Source organism: Aeromicrobium choanae (assembly GCF_900167475.1).
Taxonomy (GTDB): Bacteria; Actinomycetota; Actinomycetes; order Propionibacteriales; family Nocardioidaceae; genus Aeromicrobium; species Aeromicrobium choanae.
The window spans coordinates 1448564-1466338 of sequence record NZ_LT796768.1 but is presented as its reverse complement, the minus strand read 5'-3'; the positions used below and the strand labels follow the sequence as shown (position 1 = coordinate 1466338).

The 17775-nt window shown below is 71.7% G+C and carries 13 protein-coding genes, 1 tRNA gene and 1 riboswitch; of the genes, 3 read left to right on the top strand and 11 right to left on the bottom strand.

Annotated features, from left to right (window positions below; all coding sequences use genetic code 11):
• Window positions 1-9 precede the first annotated feature (9 nt).
• From recR to B5D60_RS07170, 7 genes are all read right to left on the bottom strand, one after another.
• Window positions 10-606 carry a recombination mediator RecR gene (recR, locus tag B5D60_RS07200; RefSeq protein ID WP_078699522.1) on the bottom strand — a complete coding sequence of 199 codons (597 nt, stop codon included), beginning with the start codon at window positions 604-606 and terminating at the stop codon, window positions 10-12.
• 62 nt (window positions 607-668) lie between these two features.
• Window positions 669-983, bottom strand: coding sequence for a DMT family transporter (locus B5D60_RS07195; protein WP_078701327.1), 315 nt, complete (start codon window positions 981-983; stop codon window positions 669-671).
• Window positions 984-993: 10 nt separating this feature from the next.
• Window positions 994-1059: riboswitch (guanidine-III (ykkC-III) riboswitch) on the bottom strand.
• An 8-nt stretch (window positions 1060-1067) separates the two neighbouring features.
• Window positions 1068-3728 (bottom strand): aminodeoxychorismate synthase component I, encoded by a 2661-nt coding sequence (locus B5D60_RS17040; RefSeq protein ID WP_197684422.1) that lies wholly within the window; start codon window positions 3726-3728, stop codon window positions 1068-1070.
• Entirely contained in the window at window positions 3706-5679 is a 1974-nt protein-coding gene (locus tag B5D60_RS17195) for a DNA polymerase III subunit gamma and tau (RefSeq protein WP_407922764.1), read from the bottom strand. The genes B5D60_RS17040 and B5D60_RS17195 overlap by 23 nt, the downstream gene beginning before the upstream one ends.
• A gap of 3 nt (window positions 5680-5682) precedes the next feature.
• Window positions 5683-9714 carry a hypothetical protein gene (locus B5D60_RS07180; protein WP_078699521.1) on the bottom strand — a complete coding sequence of 1344 codons (4032 nt, stop codon included), beginning with the start codon at window positions 9712-9714 and terminating at the stop codon, window positions 5683-5685.
• Between the two features lie 136 nt (window positions 9715-9850).
• A complete protein-coding gene (locus tag B5D60_RS07175) occupies window positions 9851-10456 on the bottom strand; it encodes an HAD family hydrolase (RefSeq protein WP_231948989.1) in 606 nt (201 codons plus the stop codon).
• Between the two features lie 91 nt (window positions 10457-10547).
• On the bottom strand, window positions 10548-11525 hold the full coding sequence (locus tag B5D60_RS07170; protein WP_078699520.1) for an alpha/beta hydrolase: 978 nt from the start codon (window positions 11523-11525) through the stop codon (window positions 10548-10550).
• Between the two features lie 254 nt (window positions 11526-11779).
• Between B5D60_RS07170 and B5D60_RS07165 the strand changes: the two genes are divergently transcribed.
• The 3 genes from B5D60_RS07165 to B5D60_RS07155 all read left to right on the top strand — a co-directional run bounded on the left by B5D60_RS07165 (window position 11780) and on the right by B5D60_RS07155 (window position 15372).
• Window positions 11780-13087: a threonine/serine exporter family protein gene (locus tag B5D60_RS07165; RefSeq protein ID WP_078699519.1), complete on the top strand. Its 1308-nt coding sequence runs from the start codon at window positions 11780-11782 to the stop codon at window positions 13085-13087.
• Between the two features lie 70 nt (window positions 13088-13157).
• Entirely contained in the window at window positions 13158-14273 is a 1116-nt protein-coding gene (locus tag B5D60_RS07160; protein WP_078699518.1) for an acyl-CoA dehydrogenase family protein, read from the top strand.
• 1 nt (window position 14274) lies between these two features.
• Complete coding sequence (locus tag B5D60_RS07155; protein ID WP_078699517.1) at window positions 14275-15372, top strand: acyl-CoA dehydrogenase family protein; 1098 nt, start codon at window positions 14275-14277, stop codon at window positions 15370-15372.
• Window positions 15373-15524: 152 nt separating this feature from the next.
• On the opposite strand, the gene B5D60_RS07150 is transcribed toward B5D60_RS07155, so the two are convergent.
• The 4 genes from B5D60_RS07150 to B5D60_RS07135 form a co-directional block, all read right to left on the bottom strand.
• Entirely contained in the window at window positions 15525-16574 is a 1050-nt protein-coding gene (locus B5D60_RS07150; RefSeq protein ID WP_078699516.1) for a lipoate--protein ligase family protein, read from the bottom strand.
• Window positions 16575-16640: 66 nt separating this feature from the next.
• The gene (locus B5D60_RS07145; RefSeq protein WP_078699515.1) at window positions 16641-16853 is read right to left on the bottom strand and encodes a DUF6458 family protein; all 213 of its coding nucleotides are present in this window, start codon (window positions 16851-16853) and stop codon (window positions 16641-16643) included.
• Window positions 16854-16970: 117 nt separating this feature from the next.
• The gene (locus B5D60_RS07140; RefSeq protein ID WP_078699514.1) at window positions 16971-17438 is read right to left on the bottom strand and encodes a hypothetical protein; all 468 of its coding nucleotides are present in this window, start codon (window positions 17436-17438) and stop codon (window positions 16971-16973) included.
• 231 nt (window positions 17439-17669) lie between these two features.
• Window positions 17670-17757 (bottom strand) — tRNA-Ser (locus B5D60_RS07135).
• Window positions 17758-17775: the final 18 nt, after the last annotated feature.

Genomic DNA, 17775 nt, shown 5'->3' with positions numbered 1-17775 from the left:
CTGCGGCGGTCAGCCGACCGCGGTGCGGCCCTCGAAGGCGCGCCCGAGGGTGACCTCGTCGGCGTACTCGAGGTCGCCGCCGACGGGCAGGCCGCTGGCGAGCTTGGTGACCTTCAGGCCGATCGGCACGAGCATGCGCATGAGGTACGTGGCCGTGGCCTCGCCCTCGAGGTTCGGATCGGTCGCGATGATGACCTCGGTGACGACGCCGTCCTGGAGGCGCCCGAGGAGCTCCTTGATGCGCAGCTGGTCGGGGCCGATGCCGGCGATCGGGCTGATCGCACCGCCGAGCACGTGGTACCGGCCGCGGAACTCGCGCGTGCGCTCGATGGCGATGACGTCCTTGCTCTCCTCGACGACGCACAGCACGGTGTCGTCGCGGCGAGGGTCGGCACAGATGCGGCACGTCGTGTCGACCGTGACGTTGCCGCACACCGAGCAGAAGAGCACCTTGGTCTTGGCGTCGACGAGGGTCTGCGCGAAGCGCTTGACGTCCTCGGGGTCGGCGTCGAGCAGGTGGAACGCGATCCGCTGGGCGCTCTTCGGGCCGATGCCCGGCAGTCGTCCGAGCTCGTCGATGAGGTCCTGGATCACGCTTTCGTACACGCGGCCAGCCTAGTCGCCCGCGCCAGCCGTACCGGGCGCCGCGTGCGCGAGTCCGGCCCCGGTCAGTGCGCCATCTTCAGGCCGATGATGCAGCCGATCAGCCCGCCGATGAGCAGGATCTTCGTGAGGGAGACCGGCTCGGTGCCGGTGAGCATCGCGTAGCCCACCGTTCCCACGGCGCCGATGCCGACCCAGACGGCGTAGGACGTGCCGACCGGCAGGTCGCGCATGGCCCAGGCGAGCCCGCCCATGCTGATGACGAGGGCACCGAGGAAGACCAGTGACGGGGCCAGCTTGGTGAAGCCCTCACTGCGGCCCAGAGCGGTGGCCCAGACGGCTTCGAACACTCCCGAGACGACGAGAACGAACCAGGACATGACGTACTCCTTCGTGGCCGTCTTGTCGCGCTCCGGGTACGACTCCACTCGTCCGGCGGCCGGAGGGGCCGTGGCCCCATCCTCTCAAACTTCGGCGCCTCGGCTGAGGAAGGTGGCCAGCAGGTCGTGGCCGCGTGAGGTGAGGATCGACTCGGGGTGCACCTGGACGCCCTCGATCGGCAGGGTGCGGTGGCGCAGCCCCATGACGATGCCGGAGCCGGTGCGCGCGGTGACCTCCAGGATCGGCGGGAGGTCCTCCACGACGAGGGAGTGGTACCGCGCGCAGACCAAGGGCGACGGCAGCCCGGTGAACACCCCGGCACCGTCGTGATGGACGAGGGAGGACTTGCCGTGCACGACCTGCTCGGCGCGCACGACGCGAGCGCCGAAGACCTCGCCGATCACCTGGTGGCCGAGGCAGACGCCGAAGACCGGGACGTGGGCCCCGAACCGGCGCACCACCTCGGCGCTGATGCCCGCGTCGGCCGGGGTGCCGGGGCCGGGTGAGACGACGACGTGCGTGAAGCCGCCGGCGAGGAGGTCGTCGACGGAGGCGGCGTCGTTGCGCACCACCTCGGTCTCGGCGCCCAGCTCGCCGACGTACTGCACGAGGTTGAACACGAACGAGTCGTAGTTGTCGACGAACAGCACCCGCGCGCGGCCCGGGGGGAACGGATCTTTCGACCTTCGGGTCGCCGGGGCGACATCTTGGTACCAAGTTCCGTCCCGCGCCGCCGTGTGCGCCTCGGCGAGACGGGCGGTGAGCGGGCCGGCGGGCCACGCGCCGACGCCCTCGCACGAGGTGACCGGCACGATCCCGCGCAGGGCGTTGGTGGCGAAGACCTCGGTGGCCGCGGCGAGGTCAGCGGTGGTCAGCCGGTGCTGGAACACCGGGATCCCGAGGCCCAGCGCCAGCTCGATCACGCGCGCGCGGGTGGTTCCCGGCAGCAGGCGGCCGTCGAGCGCGGGGGTGTGGAGGCCGTCGTCGAGGACGGCGAAGACGCTCGCCCGGCCAGTCTCGAGGATCGATCCGTCGGCGTCGATCAGCAGCGGCTCACCCCGCTCGGTGGCGGGCACGAGGCCGCGGTCGACCCACTTGTGCTGGCCCAGGCCGCCGGGGACGACGCGCGGCACGAGGTCCCACGATCCGGGCGCCTCGTCGAGCGGCGCGGTGGCCATCGAGACCCGGACGTCGTCCTCGGTCGGAACGGCGTCGATGCGGAGCCGGTGGCGTCCGGTCAGTCCCGCGACCCGGCGCCGCACCGCGTCCTCGAGGCCCGCGCGCACGGTGGTGCCGTAGACGGCGCGGACGCTGGCGTCGAGCCGGGCCAGGTGGGCGTCGAGGTCGAGGGCGCGGTCGTCGTGGACGAGCAAGGTCTCGAAGATCCCGCGGCTCAGGTCGGCCGGCTCGGCGGGCTCACGGACCGCAGGCTCGGCGGGCGAGGTCGGGTCGTGCTCGGCGGCCACGAGGTCGAGGCGGCCGCCGATCGCCGCGATGAGCGGCCGCGCCTTGACGAGGCACTCGGCGTACTCGTCGTCGGGATCGGAGTCGGCCACGATCCCACCGCCGACGCCCAGCCACACGCGGAGGTCACCAGCCTCGTCGCGGGCGAACTCGAACGTGCGGATGACGACGTTGAGCTCCATCCCCGCCGTGGCGCTGACGTGCCCGATCGCGCCCGTGTAGGCCTCGCGCCCGGTGGCCTCGAGCTCGGCGACGAGCTCCATCGCGCGCACCTTGGGAGCACCCGTGACCGAGCCCGGCGGGAAGGTGGCGCGCAGCAGGTGGCCGTCGTCCACGCCCGCCGGCAGGTGTCCGACGACGTCGGAGACCAGGTGCCAGACGGCATGGCGCTCGAGCCGGTTCAGCGCGGGCACGCGGACCGAGCCGGGCACGGCGACGCGACCCAGGTCGTTGCGCATGAGGTCGACGATCATGACGTTCTCGGCACGATTCTTCGCCGAGGCCTCGAGCTCGCGGGGCTCGGCGCTGAGGGGAGCCGTGCCCTTGATGGGGGAGGTGAGCACCTCGTCGCCGGTGCGGCGCAGGAACAGCTCGGGCGACAGGCTGGCGAGCGCGCCCTCGGGGGACGACACGTAGGCGGCGTAGGCGGGGCGGAGCGTCTCGACACCGGCGCAGAACGCGTCGAGCGGATCGCCGTCGAACGACGCCTCGAGGCGGGCGCACAGGTTCACCTGGAAGATGTCGCCGGCGCGAATGTGCTCGAGCGCACGGCCGACGGCGGCCCGGTGCTCCTCGGGACTGGGCGTCATCGCGAACGTGCCTGCCGTGAACGGCTGGGGCTGCGCCGGGGTCGCGATCGCGTGCAGGAGAGCGTCCACCCGCGCGGGGTCGGGATCGCCGAGCGACTCGAGCCACCACACCCCACGCACCCGGCGCAGGACGAGGTCGTAGAAGCCGACGCGGTGATCGGGCTGGGGAATCGGGCGCACGGGGCCCTCGGGCAGGTGCTCCACCCGGCGGCCCAACCGGTAGCCCCACGCCCCGATCCAGCCGCCCCCGAACCCGTCGGAGTCCTGGCGGGGGAGGTCGACGTCGTCCCAGGCATCGAGCAGGCGCACCGGCTCGCACGCGATGAGCGCCTCGCCCTGGTGCCAGGCCCCGATGAGCGCGACGAGGCGCTCGCGGCCGCGCAGCCGTCGCACGACGTCGGTGGGCGACGCGTCGAGGTCGAGGCGCCGGCGCACCGGCGCGGGCGGCTCAGCCGTGGGTGGTCTCGTCAATGATCTCGGCTCCGAGGTGCTCGGCCAGGAGCGCCTCGGCGTCCTGCGAGCCGTCGTCGACCACCGGGTCGTCGGGATCGACCCCGGCGTCGGGGTTCACCCGCTCGACCGGGACCGGTCCCTGGCGCAGCGCCTCGCGCACCGACTCGGGCACGCGCGACTCCTGGGTGGCGGCGGCCTGCGGCGACGCGGCCGGCGCGCTGGGGGCGGAGCCGGTGGGCGCGGCCGACGGGTCGACGATCGCCTCGAGGCGCCACTGCACGGCCATGACGTCGGACAGCGCCTGCTGCACGATCTGGTCGGAGCCGCTCTTGACGAACGAGTCGCGGGCACCGGTGTTCACCAGCGCGAGCGTGAGGGTGGAGCCGTCGAGCGAGGCGACCTGGGCGTTCTGGCTGAGCATGACCCACGTGAATCGGCGCAGCTGCTGCACGCGGTCGAGCACCTGGGGCCACATGCGTCGGACGTCGGCGGTGGTGAGCTGGCCGGGCGTCGCGGGCGCCGGCTCGGCGGCGGGCTCCGGAGTGGGTGCCGCCGGCTCGGGCTCGGGCTCAGGTGCGGCGGCGACGGGCTCGGGCGTGGGGGCGGCCGGCTGCGGCTCGGCTGCCGCCGGCGCGGAGGGCTGAGGTGCGGGAGCCTCCGCGACGGCCGGCTCCGTTCGAGCCGGCTCGGGATCGGCGGCCGGCTGGGGCGTCACAGGGGCGGAGGTGGGGGCCGAGGCCGGCGCGGACGTGATCTCCGGCGCCGGGGCGGCTCCGGAGAGGCGCCGCTCGAGCCGGTCGAGGCGGGCGTGGAATCCCTCGACCGAGTTGTCGGCGCCGGGCACGAGGATCCGCGCACACATCAGCTCGAGCATGAGTCGCGGCGCGGTGGCACCGCGGAACTCGGTGAGGGCGGCGCTGACGAGATCGGCGGCCCGGGTGAGCTCGGTGGGCTCGAAGCCGGCGACCTGACGCTGCAGCACCGCCGTGCGGTCGGCCGGAGTGTCGATCAGGCCCGTCTCGGCCGCGCCGGGGACGGCCTTGAGGATCACGAGGTCGCGGAAGCGCTGGAGCAGGTCCTCGGCGAAGCGGCGGGGATCCTGGCCGGACTCGATGACCTTGTCGACGACACCGAACACGGTGGCGGCATCGTCGGCGGCGAACGCCTCGACGGCCTCGTCGAGCAGGGAGTCGGGGGTGTAGCCGAGCAGCTGGACCGCGAGGTCGTAGGTGATGCCGTCGGGGCCGGAGCCGGCGAGGAGCTGGTCGAGCACGCTGAGCGAGTCACGCACCGAGCCGCCGCCGGCACGCACCACGAGGGGCAGCGCGGTGGGCTCGAGGCCGACGTCCTCGCTGCGGCACAGCTGGAGCATGTAGTCGCTGAGCAGCTTCGGCGGCACCAGCCGGAAGGGGTAGTGGTGGGTGCGCGAGCGGATCGTGCCGATGACCTTGTCGGGCTCGGTCGTGGCGAAGATGAACTTGAGGTGCGGCGGGGGCTCCTCGACCAGCTTGAGCAGCGCGTTGAAGCCCTGCGGGGAGACCATGTGGGCCTCGTCGATGATGTAGACCTTGTAGCGGCTGCTGACGGGGGCGAAGAACGCGCGCTCGCGCAGGTCGCGGGCGTCGTCGACGCCACCGTGGCTGGCGGCGTCGATCTCGATGACGTCGATGCTGCCGGGCCCGCCTCGCGCGAGGTCGCGGCAGCTCTGGCACTCGCCGCACGGGTCGGAGATCGGGGCCTGCTCGCAGTTCAGCGCACGCGCCAGGATCCGGGCGCTCGTGGTCTTGCCGCAGCCGCGCGGCCCACTGAAGAGGTAGGCGTGGTTGACCCGGTTGTTCGCCAGCGCGTGACGCAGCGGATCGGTGACGTGGTCCTGGCCGATGACCTCGGCGAACGTCTCGGGCCGGTAGCGCCGGTAAAGAGCCAGGGGTGCGTCCACGGAGACCACCCTAGACGCCCGTACCGACAGCGGTCATCGTCGCCGCACGCGCCAGACGAGGCCGCCACCGGCGAGCAGGAGGGCCAGGGCGCAGGCGAGCCACCAGGCGGCGATGGTGCCGCCGGTGTCGGCCAGGTCGGCCTCCTTCGGCGACGGCTTCGCCGCGGTCTGCTCGCCATCGTTCTCGGATGCGTCATCCCCGGCCGGGCCGTCGGTGTCGACCTGCGGCTCGTCCACGACGGGGAGGGCCTCGACCTCGATGAGCAGGGTCGAGACCGAGCCGTTGGCGTGCGTCGCCGTGATGGTGTGGGGCGAGGCGTGCGGGAACGTGATCCGGTGGCCGTCGATGACGTCGGTGGCGACCGAGCTGGTGAAGGTGACGTCGCTCGTGACGTCGCCGAGGTCGTTGCCGAACCGGTCGGTTCCGGTGACCGTCATCGCGACCGTGTCACCTTCGCGGGCTGCGCCGCTGAAGCCGAGCACCATCCGGGCGACCTCGTCGAGGACCACGGCGACGTCGACCACGAGGGTCGCGGTGGTGCCGTTCGCGTGAGTGGCGGTGATGGTGCGCTCGCCGGCCTGCGTGAAGCTGATCTCGTCGCCGTCGATGACGTCGCTGGCGTTCGAGCTGGTGAAGGTGACGTCGCTGGTGACGTCGCCCAGGTCGTTGTCGAACCGGTCGGTGCCCTCGGCGCTGAGGGTGAGGGTCTCGCCCTGCGCCGCGGTGCCGGTGGAGTCGAGGGTCATCTCGGTGACGACGTCGTGGACCACGGCCACCGTGACGAGCTGGAGCGCCGTCGTGCCGTTGGCGTGGGTCGCCGTGACGGTCCGCGGTCCGGCGCGGGTGAACGAGATCTCGTTGCCGTCGATGACGTCGCTGGCGTTCGAGCTGGTGAAGGTGACGTCGCCGGTGACGTCACCCAGGTCGTTCCGGAACGCGTCGGCACCCGTGACGGTCAGGGTGATCGTCTCGCCCTGCGCCGCCGTGCCGGTGTGTGACACGACGACGCTCGCGACGGCGGCCGCGTTCACCGTCACGTCGAACTCAGCCGTGTACGTGCGTCCGCCGACCACGGTCGAGGCGGTGACGGCCCCGGTCCCGATGGTGGTGCCGGTGACCGTCCAGCGCGTGCCGGTGGAGTGGACCAGCGAGACGCCCGCGGGGAGGGTGATGTTCCAGTCGGAGGCCGCGACCTGGACGAGTGCGCCGTCGCCGTCGGTCAGGGTCAGGTCGAGGACGGCCGAGTTCCCGGCCGTCAGGGTCACGGCGGACGTGTCGAAGGCGGCGGCACCGTCGACCCACGCGGCGGTCAGGTCGACGCGCACCGGGTCGCCGTCGCTGCTCGTGCCGGGCAGGGTCGTGGCTGCGGTGAACGGGTCGCCGTCGAGGGTCCAGCCCGTGAAGGCGTCGACGCCCCGGGTCGGGTCGGAGGGCATCGTGCGGTGACCGGCCTGGACCGTCGGTCCGTAGACCTTCACCGTTCCGGTGGGCGCGGCGACCTCGTAGTGGTGGCCGGTGACGCCGACCGTGCCCGCGACTCCGGTCAGGGCGATGACCCCGCCGTTGGCGACCGTTCCGGTTCCGGTGATCGACGCCCCTGTCGTCGGTTCGGCCGCCGTGCCGACGAGCCGGCCGGTGGCGCCGATGGTGAGGTCGTTGCGCGAGGTGAGGAACGTCCCCGACGGGGCGCGGACGAGTCCGTCGATCCGGATCGATCCGTGCGTGCCAGCGGTCGCATCGGCGTTGCCGAGGACGGTCTCGGCGGCACTTCCGCCGACGACCGTCACGTGGGCGTCGGCACCGATCTCGATGTCGGCACGTGCGCTGGACAGCGATCCCGTACCGATGCCGGGCGCCGACTGGCCTCCGGTTGCGACGACGGTGCCGCCCGAGACGACGACCACCGTCGGCGCAGTCGACTGGAGTCCCGAACCGATGCCGGTGCCGCGTGCGGCACCGGTGGAGTGCACCACTCCGCCCGTGATGTGGACCGTGCCGCCCGTGCTCTGCCACCCTCCGCCCATCCCGGTACCTGCGTAGCCCACCGCCCTGGCGGTGATGTCGCCCCCGGTGATGGTGATGGTGCCGGCGGAAGCGCGGGTGCCGCCGCCGATGGCCGCTCCGTCGTGAGGACTGCGAGCGTCCACCACGCCGCCGTTGATGGTGATCGTGCCGCCGGAGCCGCCGAAGCCGCCGCCGATGCCCGCGGAACCGGTGGAACTGCCCGTCGCCTCGACCGTGCCGTCGTTGATCGTGACGGTCCCGCTCGAGTCGTTGGGCCCACCGCCGATGCCGGCAGCGGAGGGGCCACCCGTGGCGCGGACCGTGCCACCGTCGATCACGAGCGCGGCACCGGTCGTGCGGATGCCGGCGCTGGTCGCCGAGGTGCTGGTGAGCATCCCGTCGCCGGCGGAGTCGTCGATGGTGAAGGTCCGGCCATCGGCGACCGTGATGCCGCTGACGGTGAGATCGTGTCCGGCCAGGTCGAGGGTGACGTCGCAGGAGACGGTGACCGGGCTGCTGACGGTGAGGTCGGCCGCCATCGCGACGGTCGAGTCGGGGCAGGTGGACAGAGCCGTCGAGAGGTCTGCGGTGGTGCGGATGCCCCACCGAGCCCTCAGCCCGACCTCGACGGGCCGCCCGTCGGTGGATCCGGCACCGAGGTCCGTGGACGCGTCGAACGCCGCGCCGCCGCGCTCCCAGCCCAGGAAGCTCAGGCCGGCCCGGGAGGGGACCGGAAGCGAGGCGAGTCCGTCGGCGAGGGCCGGCGCCAGGACGGTGAGGGGATCGAACGCCGGTCCGCCGGCGGAGTCGAGGGTCAGCCGGTAGTGATGTCCGGTGATGGACGCGGCCGGGTCGACACTCGACGCGATCAGGACGCCGTCGTTGACGACTCTCGCATCGGCCGCGACGGCGACCCCGTCGCGCGGTGCCGCGGCCGGGCCCGAGATCGAGCCGGTGCTGCCGATCGTGACGAGCCCGCCCAGCACGCCGGACTGCACGTGCACGGTGCCGTCGACGGTCGCGCGGGGACTCGCACCGCGGATCACGGGGGTGCCGGTCGCGGCGCGGAGCGTCACGTCGGCGCCTGCGCCGATCGTGATCGTGCCGGACGTGCCGGTGACGTCGCCGCCATTGCCGAGGGCGGGGGCGTTGCCCGTCGTGGTGGCCGAGACGGTGCCGCCGTTGATGGCGATCGACGTCATGTACCGCCCGTACCCACCGCCGATGCCGGCGCCCATCTCGCCACCCGTCGCGTTCACGGTGCCGCCGTTGACGACGACCGTGCCGCCGGACCCCCATCCGGCGCCGCCGATGCCGGCCGCGAAGTAGCCACCGGTGGCCGTCACGGTTCCGCCGTTGATCGTCACCACGCCGTTGGGCCCCAGGCTGGAGGGGTCGCTGGGGTCGCTCTCGCCTCCGCCGATCGCGGCGGCGTAGATCCCTCCGGAGGCCTGGACGTGGCCGCCTTCGATCGTGAGTCGCGCGCGCGTCGTCCGGATCCCGGCGCGCTGTCCGGTCGTCGTGGCGGCGACGAGGCGCCCCCCGGTCCCGGAGTCGTCGACGGTCAGGTGGCGGTCCCAGGCGATGTCGATGCCCGGCGCAACCAGGGTGTGCCCCGCCAGGTCGATCGTCAGGTCGCACCCGATCGCGGATCGCGCCGACACGGTGACGTCGGCACCGAGGGTCACGACGTCATCGGTCGCGCAGGCGCTGAGTGCGGCCGTGAACTCGGCGGCGGTCAGAACGGTGCTGGGTGCCGCTGCCACCGCGAGACGCCTGGCCTGCGGCGTCGCCTCGTCATCAGTGGGAGGAGTCGCCGTGGGTTGCGTGGGTTGCGTGGGCTGCGTGGGCTCGGGCGTGGGCTCGGCCTCCGGCGTCGGCACCTCGGAGGGCTCGGGCGACGGCTTCGCCGAGGGCTCGGCCACGGGCTCGGTGGGCACGGTCGCGGTCTCGATCACCGGATCGGACTGCGCTGCGGTGTCGTCTGCGACAGCGGGCGCTGACGCACCGATGACGAGAGCGAGGACGAAGGGCACGAACAGACGCTGACGCGTGGGCATGACGAGTCTTCCGACGGCGTGGTGTGGGCTCCCCCGAGCGCTCACAGCCTACGTCCCATCAGCCCCACGCGTTGCCGTTTCGCACGTGATGCCGAACTCGGATTCACCGTCTGGACAGAGGACGGTCAGCCCGAGCTCAACCCAGGAGGGCGACCACCGCGGTGAGGTCTCCCACGACGTGGTGGGCACCCGCCGCGCGCAGCTCGTCGGCCGAGGACGGGCCGGTGGTCACCGCGAGGCCCGTGACGCCCGCGATCCGCGCGGCGTCCATGTCGTGCACGTGGTCGCCCACGTACGTGTCGGCGGCCTCGCGCACCAGGACCTCGGCCTTCTGCTCGCGCCAGGCGTCCCCGATCACGGCGTCGTGGGGCAGCCCCAGGTGGTCGAGGTGCAGGGCGGCGTTCGGGCCGGCCTTCGCGGTGATCACGATCGCGCGCCCCAGCTCGCGGGCGGCCGCGAGCGCCTCCGCGGCACCGGGCATCGCGAGGACCCGCGGAACGGCGATCTCCGGGTACATGGCTCGGTAGCGGGCGAACATCTCGGGCACGGCCTCGGCGGGGAACCAGTGCTCGAGCTCCCAGGTCAGTGGCGGCCCGAGGCGCGAGACGGCCAGCTCGGCGTCGATGAGCACGCCCGTCTGGCGCGAGAGCTCCTCGTACACGGCGCGGATCCCCGGACGCGAGTCGATCAGCGTCATGTCGAGGTCGAACCCGATCGTGCGAGCCGGCGTCGGCGTGCTCACTCCGCCACCCCCACTCCACTCTTGGAAGCGGATTCACGTGGATGGACCGGATTCGGGTGAATCCGTTTCCAAAAGTGGCACGGGGGCGCGGTCACGGGATCCAGCGCTCGAGCCACTCGCCGGTCAGCCGGTAGGCCTGCGCCCGCGGCTCGTCGTTCGAGAGGTAGACGTCGTGGCGCGCGTTGCGCACCTCCAGGGACGTGACGTCACCGCCCAGGCACCCGGCCCAGCGGCCGATCTGCCGCACGTCGAGCACTGCATCCGAGGTGTCGGTCTTCTCGTGGTGCTGGAAGCTGAACCAGGAGCGGTGGGAGCGCAGCACGAGCGAGGGCACCCCGATGTCGAGCCCGCGGTGCAGGGTCGCGTGGCCGCGCCGCACGGCCGTCAGCCACCCGTACGTCACGGGGAACCCCGCCAGCGGCTTCCACGCAAGGTCGTAGTCCCACAGGCCACCGTGCTCGCGGTAGAGGCTGACGCCGTAGGCCTCGGCGAGCGGCAGCCGCATCCGGTCCTTGGGGCGCACCTTGGAGAACGCGCGGATCGCCTGGGTGCCGACCGAGCGCATCCACGCCGCGCCCTGGAGGTCGAACCACGGGCTGTTCAGCACGAGGCCGGCGATGCCGCGGCCGTGCGTGCCCCCGGGCTCGAGGTTGAGGCGGTCGAGCCACAGCGGCAGCACCAGGCCGCCCGTGGAGTGCGCCGACAGCACCACCGGCACGTCGGGGACCTCGCCGCGCACGATGCGCAGGGTCTCGTTCAGCTCCTGGTCGTAGAGCGCGAGGTCGGAGACGAAGTGCGGCGTGTGCCCGTCACCGAGGGAGCGCCCGCACTTGCGCAGGTCGAGGGAGTAGAAGGCGTAGCCGCGGTCGGCGTAGAACTCGGCCAGCTCGGTCTGGAAGAAGTAGTCGCTGAACCCGTGCACGTAGACCAGCGCGGCACGCGGAGTGCCGTCGAACCGGCGCCGGACCAGGGTCGCGGTGATCGGGCCCTCGCCGTCGGGATCGGCACCCAGGTCGATCGTCCGACGCTCGTACGGGTCGCCCAGGATGTCCTCGGTCCACGCGGTCATGGGTGCTCCTCACACTCGAATCCCCGACCACCCTAGGCCCCGGCATCGCTGCTGTTCGCGGCTCTGCTCGAACGGCTCGAAGCCGCTCGTGACGGTTGCAGTCGGGTGGACCGTTCCGGTCATCATCTTCGGGGGAAAGGAACCACCATGTCTCGTCCGCGCACCAGGCTCGCGACGGGGGGCGGCAAGCCGTACGTGAGGAAGGTGCTGAAGCGCGGGTGACGCCGTCGCGCGTCATCAGTCAGGGTGGAGGCATGACGACCTCGGCGCCGCAGACCCTGCGGATCATGGACCTGGCCCTGAGGGCGGGCGAGATGCTCCTGTCCAACGGGGCGGGCACGGCCGACGTGTCCGCGACGATGTCGTCGATCGCCCGCCACTTCGGCCTGCGCGGCACCTACGTCGACGTCACCTACATCATGCTGACGATGGTGCACGACCAGCAGCTCGACGAGCCGCCGCTGATCCTGCGTCGCAACGTGGTCCGGCGTGAGACCGACTTCGAGGACGTCACCGCGATCGACCGGCTGGTGAGCGACCTGCTGAACGACGAGATCGACCTCGACGAGGCGCGCTCGCGGCTCGCCTCGATCTCCGCGAGCGGTCACGCGCGCCCCCGGTGGGTCGTCATCGGCGGGGCGGGCCTCGTCGGCGCCGGGGTCGCGATGATGCTGGGCGGCGAGGCGATGGTCACGGCGATCGCGTTCCTCGCCGCGGTGGTGATCGAGTACGTGCGCCGGCCCCTCGAGGTCCGCCGCCTGCCCGACTTCTACATCCAGGTCGTCGGTGGCCTGTGCGCCTCCCTCATCGCCGTCACGGCGGCGGCCGCCTCGGTCCCCTCCCCGCCGTCGCTGGTCATCGCGGCGAACATCGTCGTGCTGCTGGCCGGACTGGGCCTGATGGGCGCGATCCAGGACGCGCTGACCGGCTACCACCTGACGGCCGTGGCGCGCCTGCTCGAGGTCGTGCTGGCCACGGGCGGCATCGTCGCGGGCGTCTCGGGCGGCATCATGGTCGGCCGGATGCTGGGGGTCGACCTGGGCTCGGGCACGAGCTGGCCCGACATCTCGCACCTGCCGTTCGTCACGATCGGTGCCGGGCTCGCGGCCGCGGGCTTCGCCGTCCAGACCTACGCCCCGTGGTCGTCCGTGCCGGTCATCGCGGCGATCGGCGCCGGGGCGGGTGCCCTGTCGGCGGCCATGTTCCAGAACAACATCGACCGGCCGTGGGCGGCCGGGATCGCGGCGTTCCTCATCGGCGTGGTCAGCTACCCGGCGTCGCGCGCGCTGCGGATCCCGGCCCTGGTTCTCGTGGTGCCCGCGATCGTGCCCCTGCTGCCCGGCCTCACGATCTACCGGTCGCTGGCGCAGCTGTCGGAGGAGAGCCTCTCGGGCATCTTCGCGGGGATCACCGCGATGGCGGTGGCGGTGGCGCTCGCGGCCGGCGTGATCCTCGGTGAGTATGCTGCGCAACCGTTGGGACGCGAGACTCGACGCCTCGAACGCCGCCTGTCCGGACCCCGCCTCGTGGGGCCCTTCCGTGCCAAGTCGAGGCGGAAGTGACTCGCTGGTGTCAACGGCAGTTGCACAGTATTCTCAAGACTAAGCAAGCGCTTAGTGCGAAGGGGCACTCATGAGACTTCAGTTGTCAGCCGAGGACCAGGCATTCCGCGAGGAGATGCGTGAGTTCTTCACCACCCAGGTGCCGCAGGACATCCGCGACGCCGTGATCAGCCGCGGTGAGATCACGCGCGACCAGATCGTGCGTTCGCAGCAGGCGCTCAACGCCGGCGGCCTGGCCGTTCCCGGCTGGCCGGTCGAGTGGGGCGGCAAGGACTGGACCCAGCTCCAGCGCCACATCTGGCACGAGGAGATGCAGCTGGCCGGCGTCATGCCGCCGCTGGCGTTCAACGCCTCGATGGTCGGTCCGGTCATCGCGACCTTCGGCTCGCAGGAGCTCAAGGAGCGGTTCCTCCCGGCCACCGCCAACCTCGACATCTGGTGGAGCCAGGGCTTCTCCGAGCCCGACGCCGGCTCCGACCTCGCGGGCCTGCGCACCACCGCCGTCCGCGACGGTGACGAGTACGTCGTCAACGGCCAGAAGACGTGGACCACGCTCGGCCAGTTCGGCGACTGGATCTTCACCCTGGTCCGCACCGACCCCGATGCGCCCAAGAAGCAGATGGGCATCAGCTTCCTGCTGATCGACATGAGGACCGAGGGCCTCACCGTCCGCCCGATCGAGCTGATCGACGGCGGCCACGAGGTCAACGAGGTCTTCTTCGACAACGTGCGCGTCCCCGTCGAGAACCTCGTCGGCGAGGAGAACAAGGGCTGGACCTACGCCAAGTTCCTGCTCGGCAACGAGCGCGTCGGCATCGCCCAGGTCGGCGCGAGCCAGCTGCACCTGTCCACGGCCAAGGCGAAGGCCAAGGAGTTCGGCGTCTTCGACCAGTACGCGTCGCGGATCGCCGACATCGAGAGCCAGCTCACCGCGCTCGAGCTCACGGCCCTGCGCGTGGCCGCCGGCTCCGCCGGCGACAAGCCGCACCCGGCCTCGAGCGTGCTGAAGATCAAGGGCTCGCAGCTGACGCAGGCCGTCTCTGACCTGCTCGTCGACCTCGAGGGTCCTGCGGCGCTCACCAGCCGCGACACCCGCGTCTTCCTCAACAACCGCAAGGTGTCGATCTACGGCGGATCCAACGAGATCCAGCGCCAGATCATCGCCGGCACGATCCTGGGACTGTGACATGGACTTCACCATCGATTCGGAGCAGAAGGCTCTCGTCAAGGCCGTCCGCGGCCTGATCACCAACGTCTACGAGTCCTCCGAGGCCCGTCGCGAGGTCACCAAGACCGATCCCGGCTTCGCCGCGTGGGAGAAGCTCGCCGAGATGGGCGTGCTGAGCCTGCCGTTCGAGGCCAGCCCCGTCGAGGTCTCGCTCGCCGCCGAGGAGCTGGGCAAGGTCATCGCGCCCGACCCGTTCGTCGAGGCGATCGTCCTGGCCGGCGGCCTGATCGACGCGCTGGGCACCGACGAGCAGAAGAAGCAGTACGTCGACGCCGTCGCCGGCGGCGAGGTCCTGCCGATCCTGGCGTGGATGGAGCCCGGCCAGCGCTGGTCGACCGAGGCGTCGGTGACGTTCGCGGACGGCAAGCTCAACGGCGTCAAGGGCCCCGTGGTCCAGGCCGAGCGGGCCGACCTCCTACTGGTCACGGCCGCGCTGCCCGAGGGCGGCACCGGCGTGTTCCTCGTCGAGGGCGCCACCGCGGTGGAGACCGCCATCACGAACGACGGCGGCCGCGCCGCGACCGTCACGTTCGGCGACACCCCGGCGGTCCAGCTGGGCGAGGGCGGCGACCAGACCGCCGCGATCGAGGCGGCCCTGGATCGTGCGCGCATCGCGTACGCCCACGAGGCGCTCGGCGCGATGGAGACGGCGCTGAACATCACGGTCGGCTACCTCAAGACGCGCAAGCAGTTCGGCGTCACGCTCAACACGTTCCAGGCGCTCAACCACCGTGCCGCGGACATGTACGTCGCGCTCGAGCTGGCCCGCAGCACCATCACGTGGGCCACGATCGTCGCGGCCGACGAGTCCACCACGCCCGAGCAGCTGGCCACCGCCGCCTCGCACTCGGCGCTGCAGGTCAGCGTGGCCGGTCGCCACATCGGCCTCGACGCGATCCAGCTGCACGGCGGCATCGGCATGACCGCCGAGTACTCGGTCGGTCACTACGCCAGCCGCCTCATCGCGATCGAGCACCTGATCGGCGACGGCGAGTTCCACCGGGCGCGCCTGGCCGCCCAGGTCGGCGACCACGCGGTCTTCGACCCGATCGGCTGAGCTTCCGCTCAAACGACACGACCCGCCGGCCCTCAGGGGCCGGCGGGTCCTCTCGTTCTGGCGTGGTTGCCGCCCTCCACTTTTGTGACACCGTTCGGCCGGGTTCGACGACTCGGGGCGAACAGCGTCACAAAAGTGGCCTCTGGGGGCGGTCAGGGCACCCGGTGGGTCCACTCCCGGGTCGAGAACTTCTCGTCGACGAGGCGCTGCGCCTCGCTGAGCTCGGCCTCGGTGTAGTCCGACTCGTTCGTGGCGTAGCGGCGGCGGAACGTCTCGAGGAAGCTGTCGAGGATGGCCTCGCGGGTGAGCCCGGTCTGCGAGCGCATCGGGTCGACGCGCTTGTTGGCCGAGCGGGTGCCCTTGTCGCTCATCTTCTCGCGGCCGATCCGCAGCACCTCGGTCATCTTGTCGGCGTCGATGTCGTACGCCATCGTCACGTGGTGCAGCACCGATCCGCCGACGAACCGCTTCTGCGCGGCGCCGCCGATCTTGCCCTGGTCGCTCGCGATGTCGTTGAGCGGCACGAAGTGGGCCCGCACGCCGACCTCGGCCAGCGCCTCGATCACCCAGTCGTCGAGGAACGAGTACGAGCGCTCGAAGCTCAGGCCTTCCACGAGGGAGCCGGGGACGACCAGCGAGTACGTGATGCAATTGCCCGGCTCCATGAACATCGCCCCGCCGCCGGAGACCCGGCGCACCACGTCGATGCCGTGCTTCGCGGCACCCTCGGCGTCGATCTCGTTGACGTAGCTCTGGAAGGACCCGATCACCACGAGCGGGCTGTCCCAGTCCCAGATGCGGAACGTGGGCGGCCGGGTGCCGTCGGCGACCTCGCGGCCGATGATCTCGTCGAGGGCGACGTGCATGGCCGGGTCCATGGTCACCGGGCCGATGACGTCGAAGGTGTGGTCGTGCCAGCCGGTGGCCTTGCCGAGCGCCCGGCGGACGGCGATGCCGACGGCCTCGGGCGTGAAGCCGATGAAGGCCGTGTCGGGCCCGACCGCCCCGGCGATGGAGGACGTGAGCTGGTCGACGGACGCGTCGACCGAGAGACCGGTCAGGGCGGCGTTGACGTCGAGGAGCGCCTCCTCGGGTTCGAGGAAGAAGTCCCCCGAGACGCTGACGTCGACGAGCCTGTCGTTCTGGACTTCGAGGTCGACCGCGACGAGCTTGCCGCCGGGGACCTTGTATTCACCGCGCATGTCCGGTTCAACACCCCCTGACGGCGGATGCTTCCGCCGGTCGAACCGGACCTGCGCGGTGAGGGGTCAGCGAGCCGGCGGCAGGTCGTCGCGGCGCGTGTCACGCACCGCGTGGTCGCGCCGGCTGTTGACGATCAGGCTGAGCACGATGCCCAGGGCACCGGCCGCCATGCAGATGTAGCCGACCATGGTCAGATCGACGCCGTTGATGGCGTCGGTCACCGCGAACGCGAGGATCGCGCCGATCGCGATGAGAGCAATGGATCCACCGAAGTACATGTCAGGTCCCTTCCCTCGATGACGGCCGGCGCGGCTGCGACGACCGTTTCGGTCGGGAACGACGGTGCCACGGTTCCGGCGTGTCCGCATTCTGAGCAGTTTCGGCGATCCGGCTCGTCAGCACGCCCAGAGGAGGAACTGCTTCTCGGTGAGGGTGCGGTTCCGTGGGCCCGCGGTTCCCGGCTCGGAGACCAGCCACAGGCCAGACGGCACCGCCTGCCACTCGGGGATCGACGAGCGCACGGCCCGTGTGTTCACCGATCGCACGAGCAGGGTCGCGGTCGAGGTTGGGTCGGGGAGCCCCAGGTCGACGCTGATGGTGGGTGCCGCGGAGAACGACGCGACGACGTCGCTGCCCGCTCGGCCGGAGGTGTTGCGGGAGATCACGACCTCGCCCCGGCTCCGCTCACCGTCACACGTCTGCGTGCGGACCAGCAGCGTGCCGTCGGCGCTGGTCCCGAGGGCGGTCGCTCCGCGCCGTGACGCGTCGGGGCCGGCGGAGAGGTGGGTCATGAAGGCCTGGGCCGCCAGGAACGCCGCGGCGGTGGCGAGCACGGCCGCGGCGCCCAGGTGCCACGTCTTCACGCGCCCGAGGCTAGTGGCGCCGTGGACCGCGCCGGCGGGAAACGAGGAATCCGGTGGCGGAAGGCAGGCGTCCGCCCATTCACCCCGACTTTTGTGACGCCGTTCGGTCCGGTTCGACGATTCGGGGCGAACGGCGTCACAAGAGTTGCGCGGAGGTGAGCCTGCCTCGAGGTCTGGGAAGACACCAGCGGGCGGCACGCTGTGCGTGCCGCCCGCTGACTTCGTCCTTGCTGGCGGAGGATAGGGGATTCGAACCCCTGAGAGCTTTCACTCAACCCGCTTTCCAAGCGAGCGCACTAGGCCACTATGCGAATCCTCCGCCGAGGAGTCTACGTGG